The organism is Lentzea sp. NBC_00516, from assembly GCF_036346835.1.
GTDB lineage: Bacteria > Actinomycetota > Actinomycetes > Mycobacteriales > Pseudonocardiaceae > Lentzea > Lentzea sokolovensis.
In genome coordinates, this window is record NZ_CP107840.1 from 2,623,139 (window position 1) to 2,648,540 (window position 25,402).

The 25,402-nt window shown below is 71.6% G+C and carries 2 protein-coding genes; both read right to left on the minus strand.

The genetic code is table 11. The features are described 5' to 3' along the window. Positions 1-131: 131 nt before the first annotated feature. Entirely contained in the window at positions 132-2,339 is a 2,208-nt protein-coding gene (gene fabD, locus OG205_RS11885) for an ACP S-malonyltransferase (RefSeq protein WP_330276269.1), read from the minus strand. Continuing rightward, positions 2,336-25,390 (minus strand): SDR family NAD(P)-dependent oxidoreductase, encoded by a 23,055-nt coding sequence (locus OG205_RS11890; protein ID WP_330276270.1) that lies wholly within the window; start codon positions 25,388-25,390, stop codon positions 2,336-2,338. Before OG205_RS11890 ends, fabD begins: the two co-directional genes overlap by 4 nt. Positions 25,391-25,402 lie beyond the last annotated feature (12 nt).

Consider the following 25,402-nt stretch of genomic DNA (forward strand, 5'->3'; position numbering starts at 1 on the left):
AAGTGCCGATGCGCCCAGGGGCACGCGGAGGGGTGGCACGCGGGAGGTGGCACGGCACCTGCCTCCTCCAAGGTCGCGGAGCGGGTTCCCGCTCCGGTACCTGCCCGGCGGTAATGCAGACAAATCGGACATCAAGCTGTTCGACGGGAGAACTCGCTGAGGTGCGTCGCCGCGGCGACGAGCAGGTTCCGGCCCACCTCGTCGACGTGCCGGTGCCGCCACGACGCGTGAGGTGTGTCGCGCACCCATTGGTTGAAGGAGCCCAGCGCGGGCCCGGTGTGGACCTGGTAGTTGACCTTGTCGTCCGCCCGGCCCTCCAGCGCGATCCGTGCGCTGTAACCGAAGTAGCGCCGGAAGACCAGGGCCATCTTCTGCTTCGGCTGCCGGGTCGCGTGCTCGGCCAGCTCGGCCCTGCCGGTCGCCCGCAGGCGCCGCTCCACGTCGGCCCAGACCTCGTCCAGCGGCTTGCGGAAGTAGGTGCGTTCGAGCAGCGATCGGGTCTTCTCCGGCAGGTCGTCGAGGCTGCCGTACTGGCTGTAGAGCGCGTGCAGCTTGTTGCCGCGGGCCGGGAAGAACACGCCCTTGCGCAGCACCTGGACCCTGCTGCCGAGCTCGAACATGTCCCCGGCCGGCGCGTAGTCCGTGTCCTGCACGTCGATGTCCTGCAGCATGTCCTTGACGACGTCGCTGGTCGCGGCCTCGACCGTGCACTGGTTGATCGAACCGGTCACGACGAAGTCGGCGCCGAGCACGAACGCCGCCGCGACGGCTGCCGGCGTGCCGATCCCGCCGGCCAGTCCCATGCAGATCGGTTCGTCGTAGCCGCGTTCGGCTTCCACACGACGCCGCAGTTCGAGCAACGACGGCAGCAACACGGTCGGGATCCCGCCGTCGGTGTGTCCACCGGAGTCGGCCTCGACGATGACGTCGTGGCTCATCGGCACCCGCCGAGCGAGTTCGGCCTGTTCCGCGCTGATCTCCCCGGCCGCGAGCAGCCCGTCCAGCACCGCGTCCGGAGGCGGGGCCAGGAACGCGGCCGCGACCTCGGGACGTGACACCTTGGCCACCACCCGGTGGTCGCAGATCGGTGCGCCGCCGGGACCTCGCCGCAGCCCGGTGACCCGGTATCGCACGAGTGCCGGTGTCATCTGGATGAACGCCGACGCCTCGATCGTCCGGACGTGGTGGCGCAGCAGGAGGTCGACCAGTTCCTGCTCGGAGTCCGGATCGTCGTGGTTCGCGATGAAGTTGACGCCGTACGGGCCGTCCTGTCCCACGGCGGCCTGGATCTCCTTGATGCCGCGCTCCACCTCCACCGAGTCCAGCCCACCGGTGCCGTAGAACCCGAGCATTCCGGCGCGGCTGAGCCGGATCACCATCTCGGGCGAGCTGACGCCGCGGTACATGCCGCCCGCGACGTAGGCGAACCGCACACCGTGGCGTTCGCGGAACGTCGCGCTGCCGAGTTCCTGGGCGCGGTCGGCGGATGGGCGATGGGTCGCACGGGTCCGCTCCACGAGCTTGGTCAGCACGGTGCCGCCCAGCTCCGCGAACTCCGTGACTCCCGCGTCGAGCAGATAGCGCACGGTCTCGGTCCAGCGCACCGGACTCACCAGGTGGTCGGACAGCAGCTCCGCCGTGCCACCGGCCGGGTAGGGCGCCGCGGTCACGTTCGCGATCACCGGCGTCCCTGGCGTGCCGAGATCGACACCGTCGAGGAAACGGCTGAACTCCTCCCGTGCCGGGCGCATGAGCTCGGAGTGGAACGCCCCGGACACCCTCAGCCGGACCCAGCGGACGTTCCGCTCCTGCAGGAACTCTCCGAGTGCTTCGATCGACCCGACGTCCCCGGACACGACGCACTGCTCTGGCGAGTTGTCGTTCGCCACGACCAGCGAGCCGAAACCGCCCTGCCGCAACAGATCGGTGACCTGTTCCCGATCCAGGCCGGTCACGGCGATCATGCCGCCACCGGCCGCGCCGGCCATCAGCTCACCCCGGCGCTGGACGAGCCGCACGCCCGTCTCGAAGTCGAACGCACCGGCCGCGTGCAGCGCGCAGTACTCGCCCAGGCTGTGCCCGGCGAAGAACGCCGCCTCGGTCCCGCCGTTCTCCTGCCGGCGCCGGTGGGCCAGTGCACCGACCACGAACAGCGCCGGCTGCGTGAACTCCGTGCGCTTCAGCTCACGCCGTGGATCGTCCAGGCACAGCTCCCGCACCGAGTAGCCGAGCAGCTCCGAGGCCTGGTCGACCAGATCGGGATAGGCGTCGAACAGATCACGTCCCATGCCCTTCGCCTGGGCCCCCTGGCCCGGGAAGATCACCGCTGTCAGGCTCATGCCAGGCTCCGTTCGAACTCGGCCAGGCTGAGGGAGCCGTCTCCGGCGGCTTCGATCAACCGGGCCAGGAAGTCGTCCTCCGGTTCGGTGGTCACCGCGGGCGCTCCCACGAGGGATCGGACGCGGAAACCGGTCAGTCGCACGCAGATCCGGCCGTCGTCGTCGCACACGTCGATGTCGAACGACTGCTCGCCCGGCGACTGGCCCTCCGCGGCGAACCGGGTCACGGCCCAGGCCGTCGTGGGCAGTGGCGCGATCACCCGCACCTCTCCGACCGCGTAGGGCACGGCCGTGGTCGTGTCGTCCGAGGCGAAGAGGCCGAGGGTGCTCTGGAAGGCCGCGTCGAGCATGCTCGGGTGGAGCGCGAACACCCCTCCCGCGGCGGCATCGGGAAGCCGCAGCCGGGCAACGGCAAGGCGTTCACCGCTGTGCACCCGTTCGATCGCCCTCATCGCCGGGCCGTAGGCGAGGTCGAGACGGGCGAACCGCTCGTAGCACTCCGACGCTTCGAGCACCGGACCGGCGCAGCGGCCGATCAAGGTGTCGATGTCGTGCGAGGGCAACGGTTCCGCGCTCGTCTCCCGCAGGGCTCCCCGCCCGTACACCAGCGGCGAGCCTTGGCCGGTCGAGCCGAAGACCCGATAGGACACACCGCCGGAGGCCTCGACCGTGAGTCCGATGTGGACTTCAGTGGCGGTCTTGACGGTCAGGGGCAGTTCCCAGGTGACGTCGGTCAGTGCCCAGGAACGGTCACCGCCCGCCAGTTCCGCCGCCGCCCTCGCCATTTCGAGGTAGGCCGCTCCCGGCAGCACCGCCGCGCCGCGCACCTTGTGGTCGGCGAGGAAGAACTCGCGACCGGTGAAGCGCGTGGTGTAGCGGGGACCGGCGAGGTCCGAGGTGTTGACGTGCACCAGCGGGTGCAGCTTCGACGCCTTCTCCCCCACCGGCGTGCTGGTGTCGATCCAGTACCGCTTGAGCCGGAACGGGTACGTCGGCAGCGGGATCCGGCGCGGCGACTCGGCGTGCCAGCGGGTCCAGTCGACCTCGGCGCCCCGCACCCATGCCCGCAGCACCTCCGCCGGGCTGGTTCCCGCCGGTGCCGCGGGAATCTCGTCCCGGGACACGCGGCCGGTGATGATCGTGCTGTCCGGTTCTCCTCGCAGCCACGACCTCAGGCCGGCCTGGAGCTCCGCGACCGTGCCCGCGACGCAGCCCAGCCTCTCGGCCATCGGCGTCCGTCCGACGTGCGTGGTGTAGGCGATCGAGGCCAGTGCCGCGTCGTCGTGAGCGTTCAGCGCCTCGACCCACTCCTCTGCCAGGGACCGCAGCACTTCGGGGTGACTCGCGGACAGCACGACGGGAACCGGTTGCGCGGGCGGGGTTTCCACCACCGGCTTCGCCCGGTGCTCCTCCAGCACGACGTGGGCGTTCGCTCCGCCGAAGCCGAACGAGCTGATGCCCGCGCGCCGGGGCAGTTCCGCGCCGTCGCCGTCGACCGGCGCACGCCAGGGCCGCTGGTCCTGCAGCAGGTAGAACGGCGTGCCGTCCAGCTTCACGTACGGGTTCGTCTTGTCGTTGTTCAGGTTCCGCACCAACGTGCGGTGCTTCATCTGCAGGAGGACCTTGATCAGGCCGGCGATTCCGGCCGCGACCTCCAGGTGGCCGATGTTGGTCTTCACGGACCCGATGGCGCAGTGCGGTCCGGCGACCTCCGTCGCGCCGGTGTCCGCGTAGAGATCGCGGAAGGCCTCCTTGAGCCCGTTGATCTCCACCGGGTCTCCGAGCCTCGTGCCGGTGCCGTGCGCCTCGACGTAGCCGATGGTGCGCGGATCGATCCCCGCCCTGCGGTGAGCGGTGCGGATGACCGCGGCCTGCGCCTTCGGGTTCGGCGCGGTCAGGGAGTTGGCGCGGCCGCCGTGGTTCTCGGCGGTGCCCCTGATCAGGCCGTAGACGTGGTCACCGTCGCGCTCGGCCGCCGACAGCCGCTTCAGCACCAGCATGCCGACGCCCTCGCCGCGGCCGTATCCGTCGGCGTCGATCGAGAAGGTCTTGCTCCTCCCGTCCTCGGCGAGCATGCCGGCCATGTTCATGCTGATGTGCAGGTCCTTGTTGACGATCGTGTTGACCCCGCCGACGATCGCCATGTCCGAGGTGCCGTCCTGGATGGCGCAGACGGCGCGGTGGACGGCGATGAGCGCACTGGAGCACGCCGTGTCGATCGGTTCGCTCGGGCCGTGCACGCCGAGGAAGTAGCTCATCCGGTTGGGCCCCATGCAGGGGGCCGCCCCGCTGGTGTCGTAGGCGTCCACCGCCGGCGAGTGCTTCGCCACCATGCTCGGGTAGCCGGTGCTGGCGGTGCCGATGACGATCGCCGTGTCGGTGCCCTCGACGGACTCGGCCGAGTACCCGGCGTCCTCCAGCGCCTTCCACGCGTAGAGCAGCAGGAGCCGCTGCTGCGGGTCCATCAACTCGGCCTCACGCGGGGAGATGTCGAAGAACAGCGGGTCGAAGTCGCCGACGCCGTCGATGAAGCCGCCCCACTTGACGTTGCTGGTGTTGGGTTCGGTGACGGGGTCGCCGAAGCACTCCCGCCAGTCCCAGCGGTCTGCGGGGATCTCGCTGATGCAGTCACGGCCGTCCAGCAGGTTCTGCCAGAACTCCGCGATGTCGCGGGCCTGGGGGAACCGGCCGCTCATGCCGATGACGGCGATCGGTTCCTGGCCGGCCGGCTCGCGGGTGGTGACGGTGGTCACCGGAGCCTGGTCGGGGGCGGGGGTGGAGGCCGGCTCCGGTGCGGGAGCCTCTTCCTGGACCTCCGCCACCGTGACGCGGTCGGCGTGGTGCTCCAGCAGGAAGTCCGCGAAGCCGCTCAGTGCCGGGTGCTCGAACAGGATCGTCGGGTCCAGGTCGAGGCCGAACCGCCGGTTGACCGCCGCCACCAGTTCCGTCAGCGACAGCGAGTCGACGCCGTACCTCGACAGCTCGCGGCTGCCCTCGATCCGGTTGGCGGGCAGGCGGAGCACCGCGGCGGCCATGCCGATCAGCTCGCCGAGCAGCGCCTCGTGGGACGGAGCGGCCGCCGTGATCGGGGCGGGCTCCGGCGCTGTCTCCACGACGGGCTCCGGGGTCGGCTGAGGTGCCGGGGCGGCGCTACCGAAGGCCTCGCCGTGGGCGTCCCGGAGGTAGGACGCGAACCCGTCGAGGGTCGGGTACTCGATCAGCAGCGTGGGCACCAGGCCCAGGCCGAACTCGTCGTTGAGCAGGCCGACGTACTCCACCAGCGAGATCGAGTCGAACCCGTACTCGGTCAGCTCCACCTCGCCCTCGATGTCGTCGACGGGCACGTCCAGCAGGGTCGCCACCCGTTCGGCGAGCAACCTGACCAGGACTTCGTTCTCCGGCACGGAAAGGACCTCCTTGTCCGGGGTCGCGGGGGCGGTCAGGATCGTGCGCTCGATCCGTTCCCGGTCGCCGTAGATGACGAGGACGTGCGCCTCACCGCTGCCCCAGGCGCGGTAAAGGGCTTCCACGCCCACGTCCGTGGGCATCGGCAGGACGCCGACCGTGTCCCACATCGCCTGCTCGGTGGCGGCGTCGACGCGCATGCCGCCCTCCGTCCACAGTGGCCAGCCGACGCTGAGCGAACGCCCGCGCCGCTTGCCGGAGGCCACCAGCGCATCACGCCGGGCGGCGTACCCGTCGAGGAACGCGTTGGCCGCCGCGTAGTCGGCCTGACCGGGGTTCCCGGACGAGGACAGCGACGAGAACCCGATGAAGAAGTCCAGGTCCTGCCCGGCGGTCGCCTCGTCCAGGTGGACGAAGCCGGTGACTTTGGCGGCGAACACCTCTCGCAACTGCGCGACGGTCTTGCGGACGAAGTAGCTGTCGCGCAGCACGCCGGCGGAGTGCAGCACACCGCTCAGTTCCCCGTGCGACGCAACGATGTCCTGGACGCACCGGTCGACAGCGTCGCGGTCGGCGACGTCCAGTTGCCGGTACTCGGCGTGCGAACCGGATGCCCGCAGTTCGTCGAGGAGTGCGCGCTGGCTCGCACCGGCGGCGGAACGCCCGCACAGCACGAGCACGGCGTTCTGGACGGCAGAGGCGATCTCCCTGGCGAACACCGCGCCCAGACCGCCGGCACCGCCGGTGATCAGGTAGACGCCACCGTCGCGCCACGGTCGCTCAGCCCTGGCTTCGCCCAGGGAAGTCCATCGCGCGACCTCCCGGTGCCCTCCGGCCACCCGGGTCACGACGTCATCCACAGTGGACGCTTCGTGGCGAAGGCGTTCGGCCAGGTCCGCCGCGTTCGTGCCGGGTGCGACCAGCACGAGTTGAGTGAGCAGGCGGGTGCATTCGTTGCGCGCGGTGCGCAGCAGTCCGGCCAGTCCGGCGAGTGGCTGGTGCTCCTGGCCGTCGGGGACGACGACCTGCACGAGGACCCAGCCGTCGCGGCTCGCCTTGGCGGCGTCCTGGAGGCGGGTCAGCAGGAACTCGGCCCGGCGGGTGTAGGTCGTGGCGAGGTCGTCGGCGATGGGGAGGACTTCGCCGTGAACGCCGAGGCGGTCGGCGACGTCACCGGGGTCGACGTCCGCGAAGAGAACCTCGTGGCGGACGAGCTGCCTGGTCTCGGTGGCGGTGGCGGACGGGTGCCAGCCGGGGCGGCCGAGCACGAGCGCACCGGGGCGCTGGTCCGTTCCGCTCGGCTCCTGCGCCTTCTCCTCGCTCGCACCGAACTCGCGGAAGGTGAAGCCGAGCAGGCGCACGCACACCCTGCCCGCGTCGTCGCACAGGTCGATGTCCAGTCGCCGGACGGTGCCGGGCAGATCGTTGGACGACGGCCTGATCACCGCCCAGCCCTCCTCCGGCGTGGGCGCGTGGATCTGCGCCTCGGTGAGCGCGAACGGCAGGGCCGCGGTCACGTCGTCCCTGCCCTCGGCGAGCGCCAGGCCGTGGGTCGCCTGAAGAGCCGAGTCGAGCATGGACGGGTGCACGGTGAAGCCGTCCCCGGTTCCGGCCGGCCTGCGCAGCCGGGCGACGATCAGGTTGACGCCGATCTCCAGCTTCTCGACGCCGCGCATGGCCTCGCCGAGGTGCACCTCCGTGCCGCCGTAGCGGGCGTAGCAGGCGGCGCGGTCGAGCTTGGTCCGCGTGCACCTGGCGCGCAGCGCGGCGATGTTCAGCGTCGGTCGTGCCTCCTGCACGGAGGGCTCGACGCGACCTTGGCCGTGCACCAGGGTTTCGCCGCCGACGGTCGTCGTGATCTGGTACGAGAAGCCGCCGTCGCGCGGTTCGAGCGTGACCTCGGCCGCGGTGGGACTGGGAATCCGCGCCGGGCGGATCCAGACGACGTTGCGCAGCGTCACGCCAGTCCGGTCGTAGCCCTCGGCCTCGGCTGCCGCCCTGGCCAGTTCGACGTACGCGACGCCCGGCAGGACCGGAGTGCCGGAAAGACGGTGCTGGTCAAGGAAGAACTCACGACCGGTGAGGTCCGCCGCGTAGGACTTCCCTCGCTTGTGGACGGTCAGCGCGGACGAGGTCGGCCCGGTGGGCGCGACGGACTGGGCCGAGGCGGACACAGCGGGCTGAGCGGGCACGACGGGTCGGGCGGACACGACGGGACGCTGAGCCACAACGGGCTGCTGGGCCGCCACGGCCGGCTGGCTGGGCGCGGGTGCGGTGGAGATCCAGTAGCGCTCACCACCGAACGGGTATCCGGGCAGCGGAACCACGCGGAAGCCCTGTCCGAACAGGCTTCCGAGCGACGCGATCTCGCCACGCACGAACCGATCCGCGACCTCGGCCAGAGTCAGGCCTTCTGCACCCACAGTTGCGGGAGCGTCGTCAGGCACCGAACCGGCCACCACGGACTGCGCGTGACCGTCACGCAGCCAGGTGCGCAGCGCACCGAGCCACTCGTCGCGATCGCCCGCGACGACGGCCAGACGCAGGTTCTCGTGGCGACGACCGGTCGCGAGGCTGTACGCGATGTTGCCGAGGTCGAGGTCAGGACGGGCGTCGACGTGATCGATCACGCGCTCGACGTGGGTGCGCAGCGTGGCTTCGTCCTGAGCGGACACCACCACCAGCCACTCGTCCTGAGCGGGATGTTCCAGCCGACCCGGTTCGGGTGCCTCCTCGACGACGAGGTGCGCGTTGGTACCGCTGGCACCGAAGGAACTCACTCCGGCCCGGCGCGGCCCTGACTCGGGAGCAGACCACTCCTGCAACTCGGTCGGCACGTGGAACGGGCTGCCCTGCAACGGGATCGCCGGGTTGGCACGGCTGAAGTGCAGCGACGGCGGCACCTGCCGGTGGTGCAGCGAGAGCAAGGCCTTGATCGTGCCCGCCACGCCGGCGGTGAACTGGGTGTGCCCGACGTTGGTCTTGATGGACCCGAGCGCGCAGCCTCCCTCCGGCGCACCGGTGAAGGCCGCTGCCAGCGCACCGAACTCGATCGGATCGCCGAGCGGCGTGCCGGTGCCGTGCGCCTCGATCATCTGGACGCCGCCGGGGCGCACGCCCGCGTCGCGGTGGACCTGGCGCACCAGGTCCTCCTGGGCCTGGGCGCTGGGCGCGGTGATGCCGTTGGTGGCACCGTCCTGGTTGACGCCGGACGCGCTGATGACGCCGTAGACGTGGTCTCCGTCGCGCAGGGCGTCGGACAGGCGCTTGAGCACCAGGACGCCGGCGCCCTCACCGGGCACCATCCCGTCCGCGGCCGCGTCGAAGGTGCGGCAGCGTCCGGTCGGCGACAACATCTTCGCCGTGGCCGAGAACTCGTACAGCCTCGGCGTCGCCTGGACGAACACGCCACCGGCCAGTGCCATCGACACCGTGCCGAGCCGCAGCGCGTCACAGGCCAGGTGGATGGCGACGAGGGAGCTGGAGCACGCCGAGTCCACCGCGACGGCGGGTCCGGACAGGTCGAGCAGGTAGGAGATGCGCGACGCGATGACCGAGGCCATGTTGCCCCACATGGTCTGCGGGGGACGCTCGTCGCCGATCAGCGCGTGGTAGTCGCCGGGGTAGGCGCCGACGTAGACGCCACAGCCGCGGTCCGTCAGCCGTTCACCGGCGTAGCCCGCGTCTTCCAGGGCGTGCCAGCACTCTTCGAGGAAGACGCGCTGCTGCGGATCGGTGTAGGTCGCCTCGATGCCGGACACGCTGAAGAACAGCGCGTCGAACCGGGCCGGGTCGTCGAGGAAGCTGCCGTACTGGCGGCCCGCCCTCTTGCCCAGCTTCCCGTCGAGGTCCCAGCGGGTGACGTCGCCGACGAGGTCGTCCCCCGCGGCCAGGTGCGCCCACAGCCGCTCGGCGTCCGGGGTGTCCGCGAACCGGGCGGCGAGCCCGACGACGGCGATGGGCTCGTTGGCCTGCTTGGCGACGGACGGCTGCCGGTCGGCCGGACCGCTCCCGTTCACCCAGGCACTGCGGCGCTGGAACGGGTAGGTCGGCAGCGGGGTGCGCCGCACGTCCAGTCCGGTGAAGAGCCCCTCGCTCTCCAACCGTCCGCCTTCCGTCCACTGTGCACGGACGCGGTCGAGCATGGCGTCGCGAGCCGGGTGCGAGGTCCCGTCGGCCAGCCAGTCCTCCAGGCGGGACAACAGGGTCCGCCGGTCCGCGGCGGTGAAGGCCACCCGGTTCACGAACTGGGCGCGGCCGTGCACCAGGGTGTGGCTCACATCGGCGAGCTGGAGCTCCGGCGTCTCGCGCAGGTGCCCGGCCAGGTTCGCGACGAGCTGCCGCAACGCTTCCGGCCGTGGCGCGGACAGCGGGAAGAGCAGTTCACGGCCGTCGTGCTGCCGTGCCGCGAGGGCCGGCGGCTCCTCCACCACGAGGTGGCCGTTGGTGCCGCTGAACCCGAACGAACTGGTCGCGGCGACGCGCTTGCCCCAGCGGTTCGGCTCCCACGGCGTCAGCTCGGTGTGGACGCGGAACGGACTGCCGGCGAGCCGGATCGCGGGGTTCGTCTCGTCGTGGTGCAGCGACGGCGGCAACATGCCGTGCCGCAACGCGAGCACGATCTTGAGCACGCCCGCCACACCGGCGGCGGACATGGTGTGTCCGATGTTGCTCTTCAGCGAGCCCAGGGCACAGCCGGTGGATCCCTCGGCGGCACCGAACGCGCGGACGAGCGCCTCCGTCTCGATGGGGTCACCGAGTTTGGTTCCGGTGCCGTGCGCCTCCATCAGGCCGATCTCGGCGGGGTCGACGTCGAAGCGTTCGTACACCTCGCGGATCAACCGCTCCTGCGACGCCGCGCTGGGCGCGGTGATGCCGTTGGTAGCACCGTCCTGGTTGATCCCCGAGCCGCGGATCACCGCGTGCACGTGGTCACCGTCGGCGAGCGCGTCGGACAGTCGCTTGAGCACGACGACGCCGACTCCCTCGCCGGGCACGAACCCGTCGGCGGACGCGTCGAAGGTGTGGCAGCGGCCGGTCGGGGACAGCATCCCGGCGTGGCCCGCGGTCAGGTAGGTGTTCGGGGTCGTCTGCACGGCCACGCCACCGGCGACGGCCAGGTCGGTCTCCCCGTCGCGCAGGCTCTGGCAGGCCAGGTGGATCGCGACGAGCGAGCTGGAGCACGCGGTGTCGACGGCGATCGCCGGACCGTGCAGGTTCAGGTGGTACGCCACCCTGGCCGGCACGATCGACGGGGCGTTGCCCCAGGCGGCCTGGGCGGGCGGACGCTCGGTGAACCATGACGTGTAGTCGCCGCTGGTACAGCCGACGTAAACGCCCGCGCGCTTGCCGTCGAGCGCCGCACCGACGTAGCCGGCGTTCTCCAGTGCCGTCCACGCCTCTTCCACGAACAGGCGCTGCTGCGGGTCGGTGTACGCCGCCTCGCGACCGGACATGCGGAAGAACTGCGCGTCGAACTCGTCGATGCCGTCGAGGAAACCGCCCTCCCGGCAGGCCACGTCCGTCCACTCCGGACCGGAGGTGTCCCAGCGCTCGATCGGGCCGACCAGGTCGTCGCCGTCGGCGAGGTGCCGCCACAACGCGTCCAGGTCGGGCGATCCGGCGAACCGGCCGCTGACGCCGATGATCGCGATGGGATCGGTCGAGCTCTGTTCGGGCACCACCACCACGGTTTCGGCGGGAGTCGTGGGCGACACCGGGGCGACCGGCGGTTCCGGAATCGCCTGCGGCGTCACAGCTTCCTGCACCGCGACAGGCACAACGGGCTGGTGCTCGGACGCGATGTGGGCAGCCAGCAGTTCGACGCTGCGGTAGTCGAAGATCACGGTGGTGAGCAGGTCGAGATCAAGGCTGTCGTTGAGCTGCTGCACGAAGCCGGCGCCCACGATGGAGTCGAGGCCGTAGTCGGCGAACGCCCGTTCGGGATCGATCTGCGCCTCGGTCATCCGCAGCGCACCGGCCAGCTTCTCCAGCACGACGGCGCGAATCGACTTCTCCTGCACGACCTCGACGGGCACCGGAGCCGGTGCCGGCGCGGGAACCAGCGCCTCCTTGACCTCGCCGGGTCCTCGCGACACACCGTCGCTGTACGCGAGAGCGACCTGCTGGCCGAGCGGCTCGCCGCACGCGGCCGCGTGCACGAACCCCGTGAAGCCTTCCTGTTCCAGCACCGCCTGCCACGAGGCCGGGGACAGCGCGGGACCGCCGGGCACCCTCAGCTCCGGGTCGGTGTGCTCCCACCAGCCGTCGAGCAGGCCGAACGTGAGGTGGTTGACCAGGTAGAAGCCGCTGATCTCGTTGAGCGCGAGCAGGCCGCCACCGCGCAGCAGCGCCTTGGTGCCGCGCAGGGTGGCGCGGACGTCCTTGGTGGCGTGCAGCACGTTGGCCGCGATCACGACGTCGAACGCGCCGAGGTCGAGTGCCTGCCCGTGCGGAGGAAGGGCGGCGTCGAACAACCGGTACGTCAGGTATTTGTGCGCCGCACCGAACGAGTCCTCTGCACGGTGCAGGAACGCCCGCGAGATGTCGGTGAAGCAGTACTCGGCCACCGGCAGGCCTTCGCGCGTGAGCCGGTCGAGGACCACGCGGGTGGTGCCGCCGGTGCCGGCGCCGACCTCGAGCAGGCGCAGCGACGCGCCCGGTTCCGCCGCGAGCCGGGCCCGCAGGAACTCCACGACGTGCTCTGCCAGCACGGCGTTGAAGTGGTCGGCGACCCGGTTGTCCCGGTACACGCCCTCGACCAGGTCGAACGACCCGTTCGGGAAGAGCACGTCCGTGGCGAGCACCTCGCCGCGCAGCACCTGGGGCAGGACAGGAACGGTGCGGGCGAGCAACGCGAGCGGGGTCCGCAGATCGGAGTTGGCCTCCACCCACCGGCTCGTGGAGCGAGCCCACTCCGCCCGGCACGTCGCGGAGTCCGCGGTCAGCGCCCAGCGGCCGGCGGCGTCGACAAGGCCGTGCTCGGTCAGCGCTCGCAGCATCGGAGGAACCCAGGCGGCGAACCGGGCGTCGGCGCGGAGGTAGGACGGGCCGGCGAAACCCGCGTCACGCAGTTCGGCGGCGACCCAGCGGCACAACGCGGCGTCGATCTCGGCCGGCACCGGTCCGTCCTGGTAGGCCGCGAGAGCGACCGGCAGCCGCGGTTCCTGAACCCGGATCGGCGCGACCGCGGCCCGTGGACGCACCGCGGCGACTTCGCCGGTGAGCACGCCTTCCACCGGCAACGGCCGGCCCAGCCGCAGGAAGCCGGCGACGTCGACCGGACCGGCGAGGAGCGCCTCGACCGCGGCCATCGCGGTGGCCGGGTCGATCGGGGCGAGCCCGATCGCGGCCATGCCCTCGATCAGGTCCTCGGTGACGTTGCCCCAGTAACCCCAGTTGATCGTCTTCACCGCGCACCCGAGCGAGGCGCGCAGACCGTCGGCAGCCGCGTCGACGTAGGCGCAGGCCGCGGCGTAGTGCGCCTGGTTCGCGTTCCGGATGAAGCTGACCAGTGAGGACACCAGCAGCACGAAGTCGAGTTCGACCCCGGAGAACGCGTCCGCGAGGTGCACGACCGGGTCCACTTTGGACGCGAGCGTCGCGGCGAGTTCCTCGTCGGTCAGGTCGGTGATCGGGGTGTGGGTGAAGGTCATCGCGAGGTGCACGATCCCGTCGACCCGGCCGTAGCGGGCGACGACCTCGTCCCGGACCCGGCGCAGGGCCTGCGGATCACCCGCGTCGGCCTGCAGGTAGAGCGGTTCCAGACCGGTGATGCCGGCCTTGCGGCTACGAAGGTCGTCGTTCTCGGCACGCCGTCCGACCCACACGACCCTGGCGCCGTGCGTGCGGGCGAGGTGCTCGGTCAGCACGACGCCGAGATCGCCAGCCCCGCCGATGAGCACGTACACGCCGCCGCGCCGGATGGCGGAGGTGGCGGGCGCGGGCAGGTCTGCTTGGACGAGCCTGCGGCGCAGCCACTGGCCACCGGCCTGCACGACGGGGTGGGCACGCCGGTCACCCGGCAGGCCGAACACCTCGGCGGGCTGCCAGGACGTGTCCTTCGCGAGGTCCACGGCCCTGACCCGCCAGTGCGGCTGTTCCTTGGCCAGCGCGCCGATGAACCCGTGCAGGCTCGCCTGAGCCGGGTCCCCGCCGCTGGGCCCGAACGCGTCACGGGTCAGCAGGGTGAGTTCGAGCTGACGGCCCGCATACCGCGTCTGCACGGCGTTGACCATGTGCAGCAGGCGTTGCACGGCGGCACGGTGGTCCCGGACGCGTTCGGCCGGAGTACCACCCGTGCGGGTCGGCACCGAGAGCACGACGTGGTCCGCGTCGCCCGGGATGGGGCCGAAGCCGTCCCAGGTGATCGCGTCGGGCACGGCCTGGTGCAGCACCGCGAGGTCGTCGGTGCCCAGTCCGATGGCGAGGACGCGGCCGGAGAACTGGACGTCTCCTGGTCGTTCGACCTCCCAGACCGGGCAGAGGGTGAGATCGCCCGCCGGCAGCACGTCATCCGCGGTGGCACGGGGGTGATGGACGGTGGCTGGCTGGGCCGTGACGACGGGAACCGTTGCTGCCGCTGGGATCTGTGCCGCGGGTGGAACCTGGCCGGCGACGGGAACCGGTGTGACGGCTGGAACCTGGCCGACAGCGGGAACGGGAGTGATGGCGGGAACCTGGCCGACAGCAGGAGCGACAGTGGCCGGAGGCGCGGGGATGGCCGGAGGCGCGGCAACCGTCTCCGCGAAGCTCTCCGTCGTCGCGCCGCCGTTCGGCAGCACGTCGGTGTACCAGTACCGCTCCCGTGCGAACGGGTACGTCGGCAGGCCGACCTTGCGCGGGCGCGGCCCGTCGGCGTGCAGACGCGACCAGTCCACCCGCACCTGGTTCACCCAGGCCTCCGCCAGCGGCCCGAGCCGGCGCCGTGCCGCCCAGCGGGCCAGCGTCTCCTGGAAGTCCTCGTCGTCCTTCAGCGCCGCGAGCGAGCCCGACGGGCTGTCGCCGTTGCCCACGAACGTGTCCGCGGGCAGTTCCGCGCCGGTGGCGTACGCGTCGAGCGCCGCCACCAGGGCCGGCAGGTCACGGACCACCGTGGCGAAACGCGCGGTCATCGGCTCGCGGCCGACCTGCAGGGTGTAGGCGATGTCGGGCAGGTCGGCGTCGCTCCACGCGCCGTCGCGCAGTTCGTCGCGCAGCCGTTCGGCCGACTCGCGCAGCCGCTCGTGGTCCGTTGCCGAGAGCACCACCGCCTGGGCTTCGGCTGCACGCTCTGGACGTTCCGGCACGATGTACTCCTCCACGAGCAGATGGGCGTTCGATCCACCGGCGCCGAAGGCAGAGACCACCCCGGCCCTGGGGTGTGCGCCGGTGCGGGGCCAGGGTGCCGCCTCGCGCTGCAGCACGAACGGAGTGCGGCTGAAGTCGATCTCCGGGTTGACCTCCGCGGAGTGCAGTGACGGCGCGAAGGTGCCGTGCCGCATCTGCAGCAGCAGCTTGCCCAGGCCGGCGACACCGGCGGCCGCCTCCAGGTGGCCGATGTTCGACTTGACCGAGCCGATCGCGCAGAAGCCGCGGTCGTCGGTGAACTCGGAGAACGCCGAGGTGAGTCCGGCGATCTCGATGGGGTCCCCGAGCGGGGTGCCGGTGCCGTGCGCCTCGACGTACCCGATCCGGCGCGGGTCGACGCCGCTGCGGCGGTACACCTGCCGGATGACGGACGCCTGCGCGACCGGGTTCGGGACGGTGAAGCCGTGTGTGTGGCCGCCGTGGTTGACCGCGGTGCCCCGGATGACACCGAGGATGCGGTCGCCGTCGGCCTGCGCGTCGGCCAGCGGGCGCAGCAGCACCGCGCCGACGCCCTCGCCGGGGACGTAGCCGTCGCCGCCCGCTCCGAAGCTGCGGCACCGGCCGTCGCTGGAGGCGAACTGGGTCTGGCCGATCATGAGGTACTTGCTGGGGTGCAGCGAGAGGTTCACCCCGCCTGCCAACGCGACGCCGCACTCTCCGCGGCGCAACGCGGCACACGCCAGGTGGATCGCCGTCAACGCGGCGGCGCACATCGTGTCGACCGCGATGCTCGGGCCGTTCGCGTCGAAGAAGTACGAGACGCGGTTCGCGATCGACGCCAGGCTGCCCGGCACGACCACGGGCTCGCCGCGCACGCCCTGCTCGGCGCCGTAGAGCTGGTACTCGGTGTACATCGCCCCCGCGAACACCCCGATGTCTCCGGCGTCCTCGCTCACCACGGCCCTCGCCGCGGCCCGCAACGAGTCCCTGGTGTGGCCCGCGTCCTGCAGCGTCTCGTAGGCCGCCTGCAGGAACAGCCGCTCCTGCGGGTCCATTGTGGACGCCGCTCCCGGCGAGATGCCGAAGAACAACGGGTCGAACTCGTCCACGCCGTCGAGGAAGCCGCCCCACTTGGCGTAGGTGCGTCCAGGCTTGCCGCGCCGCGGGTCGAAGTAGCGGTCGTGGTTCCAGCGATCGGACGGGATCTCGGTGACGCTGTCCACCCCGTCGAGCAGGTTGGCCCAGAACTCGTTCAGGTTCCGCGCACCGGGGAAGCGGCCGGAGATCCCGATCACCGCGATCGGCATCTCCTCGTCCGTGCGGGCGGGGCCCGACGGCACGGCGACCGGCTCAGCGACAGGCTCAACGACCGGAGCGGCCACTGGAATGGCCACCACCTCCTGTTCGGCGGCCGGCAGACCCACGAGCGCGGCGAGCGCGTCCGGCTGGGTCTTCACGAAGTGGGCGGCCAGGCCGTCGATCGTGCGCACCTCGAAGAACAACGTGCTGCCGACGTCGTCGAGCCCGCGGCGCACCGCCTCGGTGAGCTGGACGACGAGGATCGAGTCGATGCCGTACTTGTCGAAGGTCACGTCGGCGCGCACCGAGGAGACCGGCAGCTGCAACACGTCCGCCACGAGTGCGCGGAAGTGGTCGCGTGCTCGCTCCAGCAGCTCGTCCTCGCGGCCGGCCGAAGCCGCCGGCGCCACGGGCTCGACGGTCTCCGGAACGGCCTGCACGACCGGCAGGGACACCGGCTCGTTCTCCGGCCCGGCCGGGAAGGCCGCGCCACCCGCGGGAATCGGCTGCCGGACGACGTCATCGGCACAGGCCACGAACACCTGCTGCCCTAGGTCGTCGGCGCCTTCCGCCGCGACGAACGCGGACCGGAAACCCGTTTCGCTCAGCGCACGCAACCAGTCCGCCGGGGTGAGCCCCGGAGAGCCCGGAATGCGCAGCGCCGGGTCGTCGTAGCGCCACCAGCCTTCCAGCAGGCCGAACGTGAGGTGGCTGAAGTAGACGTTGTCGCTCAGCTCGTTGAGCAGCAGCACGCCGTTCGCGCGCATCGCCGCCTTGGTGTTGGTCAGGGTCGTGCGGATGTTGCGGGTCGCGTGCAGCACGTTGGTGGCAACGACGATGTCGTACCCGCCGACGTCCAGCGACTGCTCCGCCAGCGACTTCTCGACGTTGAGGATGCGGGTGTCCAGGTAGGGCGCGATGTCGCCGAACGAGCGGCGGGCGTGCAGCAGGAACGCCTTGGAAAGGTCGGTGTAGCAATAGGTCTCGATGTTGTCGCGCCACGGTGCGAGCCGGCCGAACACCACCCTGCTCGTGCCGCCGGTGCCCGCGCCGATCTCCAGCAGCCGCAGCCGCACGTCCGGGTTCTCGGCCACCCGTGCCCGCACGTGGTCGACGAGCGTGTCCGCGAGGACGTCGTTGAAGTAGTCGGCGACCGGGTTGTTGCGGTAGACCGCTTCCACGAGTTCGAGGGAGGACTTGGGGAACATGACGTCGGTGGCGGGACGGCGTCCCGTCAGGATGTCGTTCAGCGCCCGCAACGTCGTGTCGACGAGCACCGCCTGTGGCCGCTTGCCCTCGTTGTCCAGCCACGGCGTGCGGTCGGCGTCCCAGCGACGCCAGGCGGCGGCCAGGTCCACCGGACGCGAGTCGATCGCGGTGTAGCGGCCGTCACCGGAGTCGCGCAGCAGCCCTTCCCGCACGAACACGTCCAGCGTGTGCTCGAGCCAGCGGCGGTAGAGCGCGACGATCCCGCCCGTGACCATCCAGTCGTCGGCCGTGCCCGACTGGCCGGGGCCGAACAGGCCGAGGTCGCGCAGCAACGCCCAGGTGATGCGGACGAGCGCCGGTTCCATGGACCGGCCGTGGCCGTCCGCGGCGACCCGCACGCGCTCGATGGCGGCCTGTCGGTCCGGCCGTGCCGCGAGCAGTGCGGCCGCCGGCGAGGAGTTCTTGTGGGGCAAAGCCTTGAGCGTGCTGCGCTCGTAGAACGTCGCGATGCTGCGGGAGTCGGCGGCCTTCAGCAGCGCCAGGCGGTCGTGGGACGAGCCGAGCAGGTGGTCGACGGCGGCCATGCCCTCGTCCGGCTCGATCGAGCCGAGTCCCAGCCGCGCCATCCTGCGCCGGTAGCCGTCCTCGGCCACGATGCCGACGTTGCCCCAGTATCCCCAGTTCATCACCTTGACCGGGCAGCCGAGACGGGCGGAGAGCCCGTCGGCGTAGGCGTCGGAGAACGTGCAGCCGGCCGCGTAGTTGGCCTGACCGGGAGCGGTGAAGAACGCCTGCATGGACGAGAAGAAGACGACGAACTCCAGTGGCTGGTCCGCGAAGACCTCCGCCAGGGCGACGGTCACGCCGGCCTTGGCGGCATAGGTCGTCCGCAACAGCTCCTCGTCCATCCGCGCCACGCTCCGGTCGCCCAGGACGATGGCGGTGTGCAGGACGCCGTGCACCGGCCCGTACTTCCGGACGATCTCGGCACACGCCCGCCGCAGATCGTCCACATCGGACGCGTCGCACGACAGGTAGCCGGGTCGCGGTCCGAACGCGGCGAGCCGGTCCTGCTTCGCCGTGATCTCCGCGTCGAGCGGACGGCGGCCGATCCAGACGACCTGCGTGCCGTGGCGGCGCAGCAGGTGCTCGGTCCACACCTCACCGATGCCACCCGCGCCACCGATGGCGACGACCACACCCCTGGGCGCGCTCGGGGCGACGACTGGTCCGTCAGCGGCCACCTCGACCAGGCGCGGCAGGAGCCACTCGCCGTGACGAAGAGCCGCGACCCCGCCTCGTGCCGCTGCGGGTGGGTTCAGCACGGCGTCGAAAGGAACCGCCGCCCCCGCGGCGATGTCGACGACCCTGACCTGCCAGTGCGGGTACTCCTTCGCGACGGAACCCAGCAGTCCGTGCACTCCCGCGTGGGTCGCGTCCACGGTCTCGTCGTCGTTCGCCCGGCAGGCCTGCCGGGTGACGGCGGTGAAGCCGATCTCGCGGCCATCGGCACCTTGGGCCAGCAAGGCCTTGATCCAGCGGAAGACGGTGAACGTCCCGTCCGTCCCGCCGGTCTCCGGTGCGAGCCACACGATGTGGCCGGCGTCGGCGGGAAGGCTCCCGTGGTCCTCGGCTCCGAGCACGACGGCTCCGGGGAACCGGGCCAGGAACGCGGCACGCTCGGCTGTTCCTCCCCCAGCGAGCACCAGGCGGCTGCCGATGGCGGGCTCCAGCTCGACACCGTCCGGAACCGCGTCCCACACAGGAGCGAGCAGTGCGGTGCGCAGGTCCGGTTCCGCGGTCACGCGACGGAAAGCGAGCCCCCGCAGACGCACGGCGACACGGCCGGTCTCGTCGCAGACGTCGATGTCCACAGTGGACGTCTCCGAACCGCCACCCGTGTGCCGCAGATGCGCCCACATCGTGCCGGAAACCGGCCCGAGGAGGTCGATCCTGTCGACGGCGAACGGGAGTGCGGGACGTCCGCTGCTCTCGGCGAGCTCACCGGACTCGCCGCCGAAGAGACCGACGACCGCCTGGATGGCGCTGTCGAGCACGGCCGGGTGGATGGCCAGGTCCTCGTCCTGCGCACCGGCCGGGACAACGAGCTTCGCGAGCACCTCGCGGTCGCCGATGGCCAGGCTTTCGAGTGCACGTAAGCGAGGGCCGTGGGCGATGCCGACCGCGTCGAGTGCCGAACGGCATTGCTCCGCGCTCAACGTTCGTGCCGTGCACCGCGCCCTGACGGCGTTCAGCGCCACCGTCTCGGCCTGTTCCGGCTGAACGTAACGACCGTGCGCGTGCACTTCCGTTTCGCCTTGGCAGACACGGAATCCGTCGCCGTCGCGCTCCACCGCCAGGTCCGCGCCCTCGGCACCGACCGGGAACGGCTTGGCCCACACGAGGTCACGGATTCCCACGGCCTCGAACGCACCGCTGGTAGCCGCGCGGCGGGCGAACTCCAGTGACAGCACCGCCGGAAGCACGGCGCGGCCGTTGACGTGGTGATCGGCGAGGAAGAACTCCTGGCCGGTGAGCCGGGTGCGGTAGGCGGAAGCACCGCGAGAGGGCCAGTAGCGCTGCCTCTGGTACGGGTAGGTGGGCAAGGGAACGATCCTCCGCACTGCGGCCGGGAAGGCCGTGTCGAGGCCGGCGAGGTTCTCACGCACGAACGCGGACGCCAGCTCGTGAGCCGTGCTGGGAAGGACGCCGTCACGCGGTGCGGCGTCGACGGCGACCTCACCGTGGTGGACACCGGTCGCCGTGCCGGAAAGCCAGGCACGCAAACGCTGAGCGGCTTCGGCCGTGCTCGCGGCCACGACGGCAAGACGGTGCGGCAGGGGTGAGCGGCCAGCCGCGAGGCTGTACGCGACCTCCGCGGCGGACAAGCCGGGTTCGCGCTCCAGGTGGGCGGCCAGTCGTGCGGCGACCTCGCGCAGAGCCTCCGGCGACCGGGCCGACAGCAGGAACGGCTGCTCCCCCGCGGTTTCCGCGACCGGTTGCCGCTGGTACTCCTCCAGCACGACATGAGCATTGGTTCCGCTGGCACCGAAGGAACTGACAGCCGCACGACGCGGCCCCTGCTCGGGCTCCGGCCAGGCGACGGTCTTCGTGGGAACGGTGAACGCGCTGCCCTGCAACGGAATCCGCGCGTTCGCCCCGGTGAAGTGCAGCGTGGCCGGGATCGTGCGGTGCCGCAGTGCGAGCACGGCCTTCACCACGCCGGCGACGCCCGCGGCGAACTGCGTGTGGCCGAGGTTCGACTTGATCGACCCGAGCGCCACGCTGCCCGGCCGCGCGTCGGCGAAGACCTTCGACAGCGCCCGGAACTCGATCGGGTCACCCAGTTGCGTACCGGTGCCGTGCGCCTCGACGTACTGGACGCCACCGACACCCAGGTTGCCGTGCACCTCACGCAGCAGGCGTTCCTGCGACAGCGCGCTCGGAGCGGTGATGCCGTTGGTGGTGCCGTCCTGGTTGACTCCCGAAGCGCGCACGACGGCGTGGATGTGGTCGCCGTCCCGTTCGGCGTCGGCGAGCCGCTTGAGCACGATCGCGCCCGCGCCCTCACCGGGCACGAACCCGTCGGCACCGGCGTCGAAGCTGCGGCAGCGGCCCGACGCCGAGAGCATTCCGGCCACGGAGGCGGACTTGTAGAGGCGCGAGGTGTTCTGGACGAAGACCCCACCGGCGATGGCGAGGTCGGCGGTGCCCGCGAGCAGGTCGCGGCACGCGAGGTCGATCGCGACGAGCGAACTCGAACACGACGTGTCGACCGTGAGGGCCGGGCCGGTGAAGTCGAGCAGGTAGGCGATCCGCGACGCGACGACCGAGCCCATCGTGCCCCACAACGCCTGCGCCGGCGCGTCCTCACCGAGGTGCTCGGAGTAGTCACCGGCGTAGCAGCCGACGTAGACGCCGGCCCGCGTGCCGCGGCGACGCCCACCCGTGTACCCCGCGTCCTCCAGCGCGTTCCAGCACTGCTCCAGGAAGACGCGCTGCTGCGGGTCCATCGCCGTCGCCTCGACGCCCGAGATGCCGAAGAAGGCAGGGTCGAACCGGTCGATGTCGCGCAGGAAGCTGCCGGTGCGGCAGGCGACGGCGGCGGGCAACGGCCAGCGCGTCACGGGCTCGACCAGGTCGGTGCCGGAGACCAGGTGCGCCCACAGCGCGTCGGGGTCCTCGGCGTCGCCGTAGCGTGCGGCGAGGCCGACGACGGCGATCGCGTCGTCCCGGCCCGAGGTGGTGGCGGCGACGGGAGCGGCGGACGGACGGGCACCGGCCAGGAAGGTGATGAAGCGCTCGGCGGTGCCGTGGTCGAACAGGTCGGTCGTGTCGACGGCCGTGCCGAGGACGTCGTTGAGCCGATGCACGAGGCTGACGCCCAAAATCGAGTCGAGTCCGTAGTCGGCGAACGGCCGGTGCCGTTCGATCTCGGAGACCGGCATCTGGAGGATCTCCGCGAGCTCGGCCATCAGCACGCTCTCCACGTTCACGGCCGCCGGGCGCGCGACCGGCGCGGCCTCCGGCTGGAGCGCGGCGGGCTCGAACCAGAACTCGGTTCCGGCGAAGGGATAGCCCGGCAGGTGCACCCGCGGGCTCGCACCGTCCACTTCGGACCAGTCGATCGGCGTGCCCCTGACCCAGAACGAGGCGAGCTCGGCGTACCCGCCGTTGCCCAGCCAGTGCGCGATCAGCTCCCGCAGCTCGGGTTTGGCCGCCAGCTCGGCCAGCGTCTCGTTGTTCGCCTCGACGCGGCCACGCCACCACGACTCACCAGAGGCGTCGGTCGCGGGAGCGGCGAGGAACGCTCGCAGCTGACGGCGCCACTCCAGCGCGTCCCTTGCCACGAAGCACACCCGCTCGCTCATGGCTTCACGGCCGGTGCGGAGGGTCGCCGCGATGGCGGCGAGATCCGGCGTCTCCTGCGTGTCGAGCCACTGCGCCAGCTCCGCCACACGGGCCCGCAGATCGTCCTCGGTGCGCGCGGACACCGGCAGCAGCTCCGGAGTCCCTTGCGCGGTCGAACGCACTGCTGCGGACAGGTGCTCGGCGACGATGACGTGGGCGTTCGCGCCGCCCGCACCGAACGAGGAGATGCCGCCGATCCGGCGGCCGCCGTCGGGACGAGGCCAGGTGCCGCCGGCACGGGACAGCTCGAACGGCGTCGCCGCGAAGTCGATGTTCGGGTTGGTGCGCTCGGCGTGCAGCGTCGGTGCGAACTCGCCGTTGCGCAGCTGGAGCACGACCTTGGTCAGTCCGGCGATGCCCGCCGCCGCTTCGAGGTGACCGATGTTCGACTTGACCGAGCCGATCGCGCAGGAAGCGGCCGCGTCCGGTTCGAAGGCCTGGGTGAGCCCGTCGATCTCGACCGGGTCGCCGAGCCGGGTGCCGGTGCCGTGCGCCTCGATGTAGCCGATGTCGCCCGCCCGCAGCCCGGCGGCCTTGATGGCCTCGCGGACGACGGCGGCCTGGGCGCGCGGGTTCGGCACGGTGTAGCCGTTGGTGCGGCCGCCGTGGTTGATCGCGGAGCCGAGGATGACCGCGTGGATCGGATCGCCGTCCGCCTCGGCCGCCGCCAGCGGCTTGAGCAGCACCGCTCCGACGCCCTCGCCGGGCACGAAGCCCTCACCGCCGTCGCCGAAGCTGCGGCAACGTCCGTCGGCGGCGAGCATCCTGGAGCGGCACAGGTCCACGTAGGTCGAGGGGTGCAGGTAGAGGTTCACGCCACCGGCGATGGCGACCTCGCAGGTGCCTTGGCGCAGGTGCTCGCACGCCTCGTGGATCGCGGTGAGCGAGGCGGAGCACATGGTGTCGACCGGCAGGCTCGGACCGCGCAGGTCGAGCAGGTAGGAGACGCGGTTGGCCAGCGAGGCGAACGACGTGCGCGGCGACCGGCGCGGACCGCTCACCGGGGGCGGCACGTTGCGGTCGAAGCCGGTCTTGGTCACCCCGGCGAACACGCCGACCCTGCCCTGGTGGCGGGTGGCGAGCCGGTCCCGCGTGTAGCCGGCGTCCTCGAGCGCGGACCACACGGTCTCGAGGAAGAGCCGTTCCTGCGGGTCGATGTCGGCGGCCTCGCGCGGGGAGATGCCGAAGAACCCGGCGTCGAAGCGGGCGAAGCCGTCCAGGAAGCCGCCCCACTTGCTGTAGCTGGCGCCGGTGTCGACGGCCTTCTGCTGGTCGGGCTCGAAGAAGCCGTCCAGCGCCCAGCGCTGGGCAGGAACCTCGCGGATGCTGTCGCGGCCTGCCCGGAGGTTGGCCCAGAAGTCGTCCAGGGTCGGCGCGTCGGGGTAACGGCCGCTGAGACCGATGATCGCGATCGGCTCGCCGGCCGGGTCCGGACGAGGACCTGCGGGGACGGGTCGCGGTCGCTCGGTCACCTCGGCCGAGCGGGCAGCCTCAGCAGGAGCCTGGACGTCGTCCAGCCAGCGCGCGCAGCCCTCGGGGTGGCGCTCGGTCAGGTGCGCGGCCAGCTCCGCGAGCGTGGGGTACTGGTAGAGCACGGTCTTCGGCAGCGCGCCGAACCAGCGCGCGAAGTGCTTGTTCAGCCGGGTGACCGTGATCGAGTCGATGCCGTGGCTGTCGAGCGGCGCGGTGGCGTCGAGCGTCGCGGGGTCGAGTCGCATGGTCTCGGCGATCAGGCCCTTGAGCCGTCCGAGCACCCGCCCGCGGAGGTCGTCGGTGCCGGTCATCACTGTTCCTTCCCCGGAGATCACGACGTGGGTGGCACCGAGCTCGACGGCTCCGTGCAGTGCGGCCAGCGCGGCCTCGGTGGGCAACGGCGGGCCGAAGCGCTCGATGAGCGCGGGAAGTTCCTCGTCGGGCACGTGCATGCCGCCGTCCCGCCACAGCGGCCACGCCAGCGAGACGCTCGCCCCGTGCCGTTCGCCGCGGGTGACGAGCTCTTGCCGGTGTGCCGCATAGGCGTCGAGGAACCCGTTGGCCGCTGTGTAGGCGGCTTGGCCGGCGTTGCCCAGATTTCCCGCGGCCGCGGAGAACGCGGCGAAGAAGTCGAGCGGAAGATCGCGGCTCGCCTCGTCGAGGTGCACCAGGCCGGTGACCTTGGGAGCGAGCACGCGCAGGAAGTCCTGATAGGACGCACGGATCAGGTAGTCGTCCCGGAGCAACGCGGCCGCATGCAGGATGCCGTCGAGCTGGCCGTGCGTGCGGACGATGCTCGCGACGAGTTCGTGCACCGCCGTCGCGTCCGTGACGTCGACTCGGTGGTACTCCCCCGGACCGTCGGCTGTCGCGGACCGTCCGCACCGCACGACGACCGCGTTCGGAGCGTGCCGGGCGACGTCCTCGGCGAGCAGGCGGCCGATCCCGCCCGCACCGCCGCTGATCAGGTAGACGCCGCCGTCGCGCCACACCGGGGAGGCGGTCGTGCGTGCCACCGGCTCCCAGGTGACGGTCTCCCGCCCGGCCGGGGTGTGCCGCACGTGCTCGCCCTGACCGTTCAGGGCCGCCACGAGATCGGCGGCGGAGGGCTCGTAGGTGAACTCGACCAGCCGGACGGTCAGACCGGGGTCCTCCTGCGCGGCGGTGCGCAGAAGTCCCAGCAGCCCGCGGTAGAGCGAGTCCGCGCGGCAGGCGAGCTGGACGACGCACGGGCGTCCGTCCGAAGTGGACATCAGCCGCTTGAGCTCACCGAACAGCCGGACCGCCGCCCGCTCGTAGGCGATGTGCGGGGCGTCGCCGCCGGTGGTCACCTCGGCGGTCTGGACGCCGGGAAGGTCGATGGCGGGCAGGTCGCACAGCACGACCAGCCGCCGGCCGCCGGCGGGTGCCGGCGGGACCTCCTGGCCGGCACGCCACACGGGCACGCTCAGGATGCTGCGGGTCACGGCGAGGGTTCC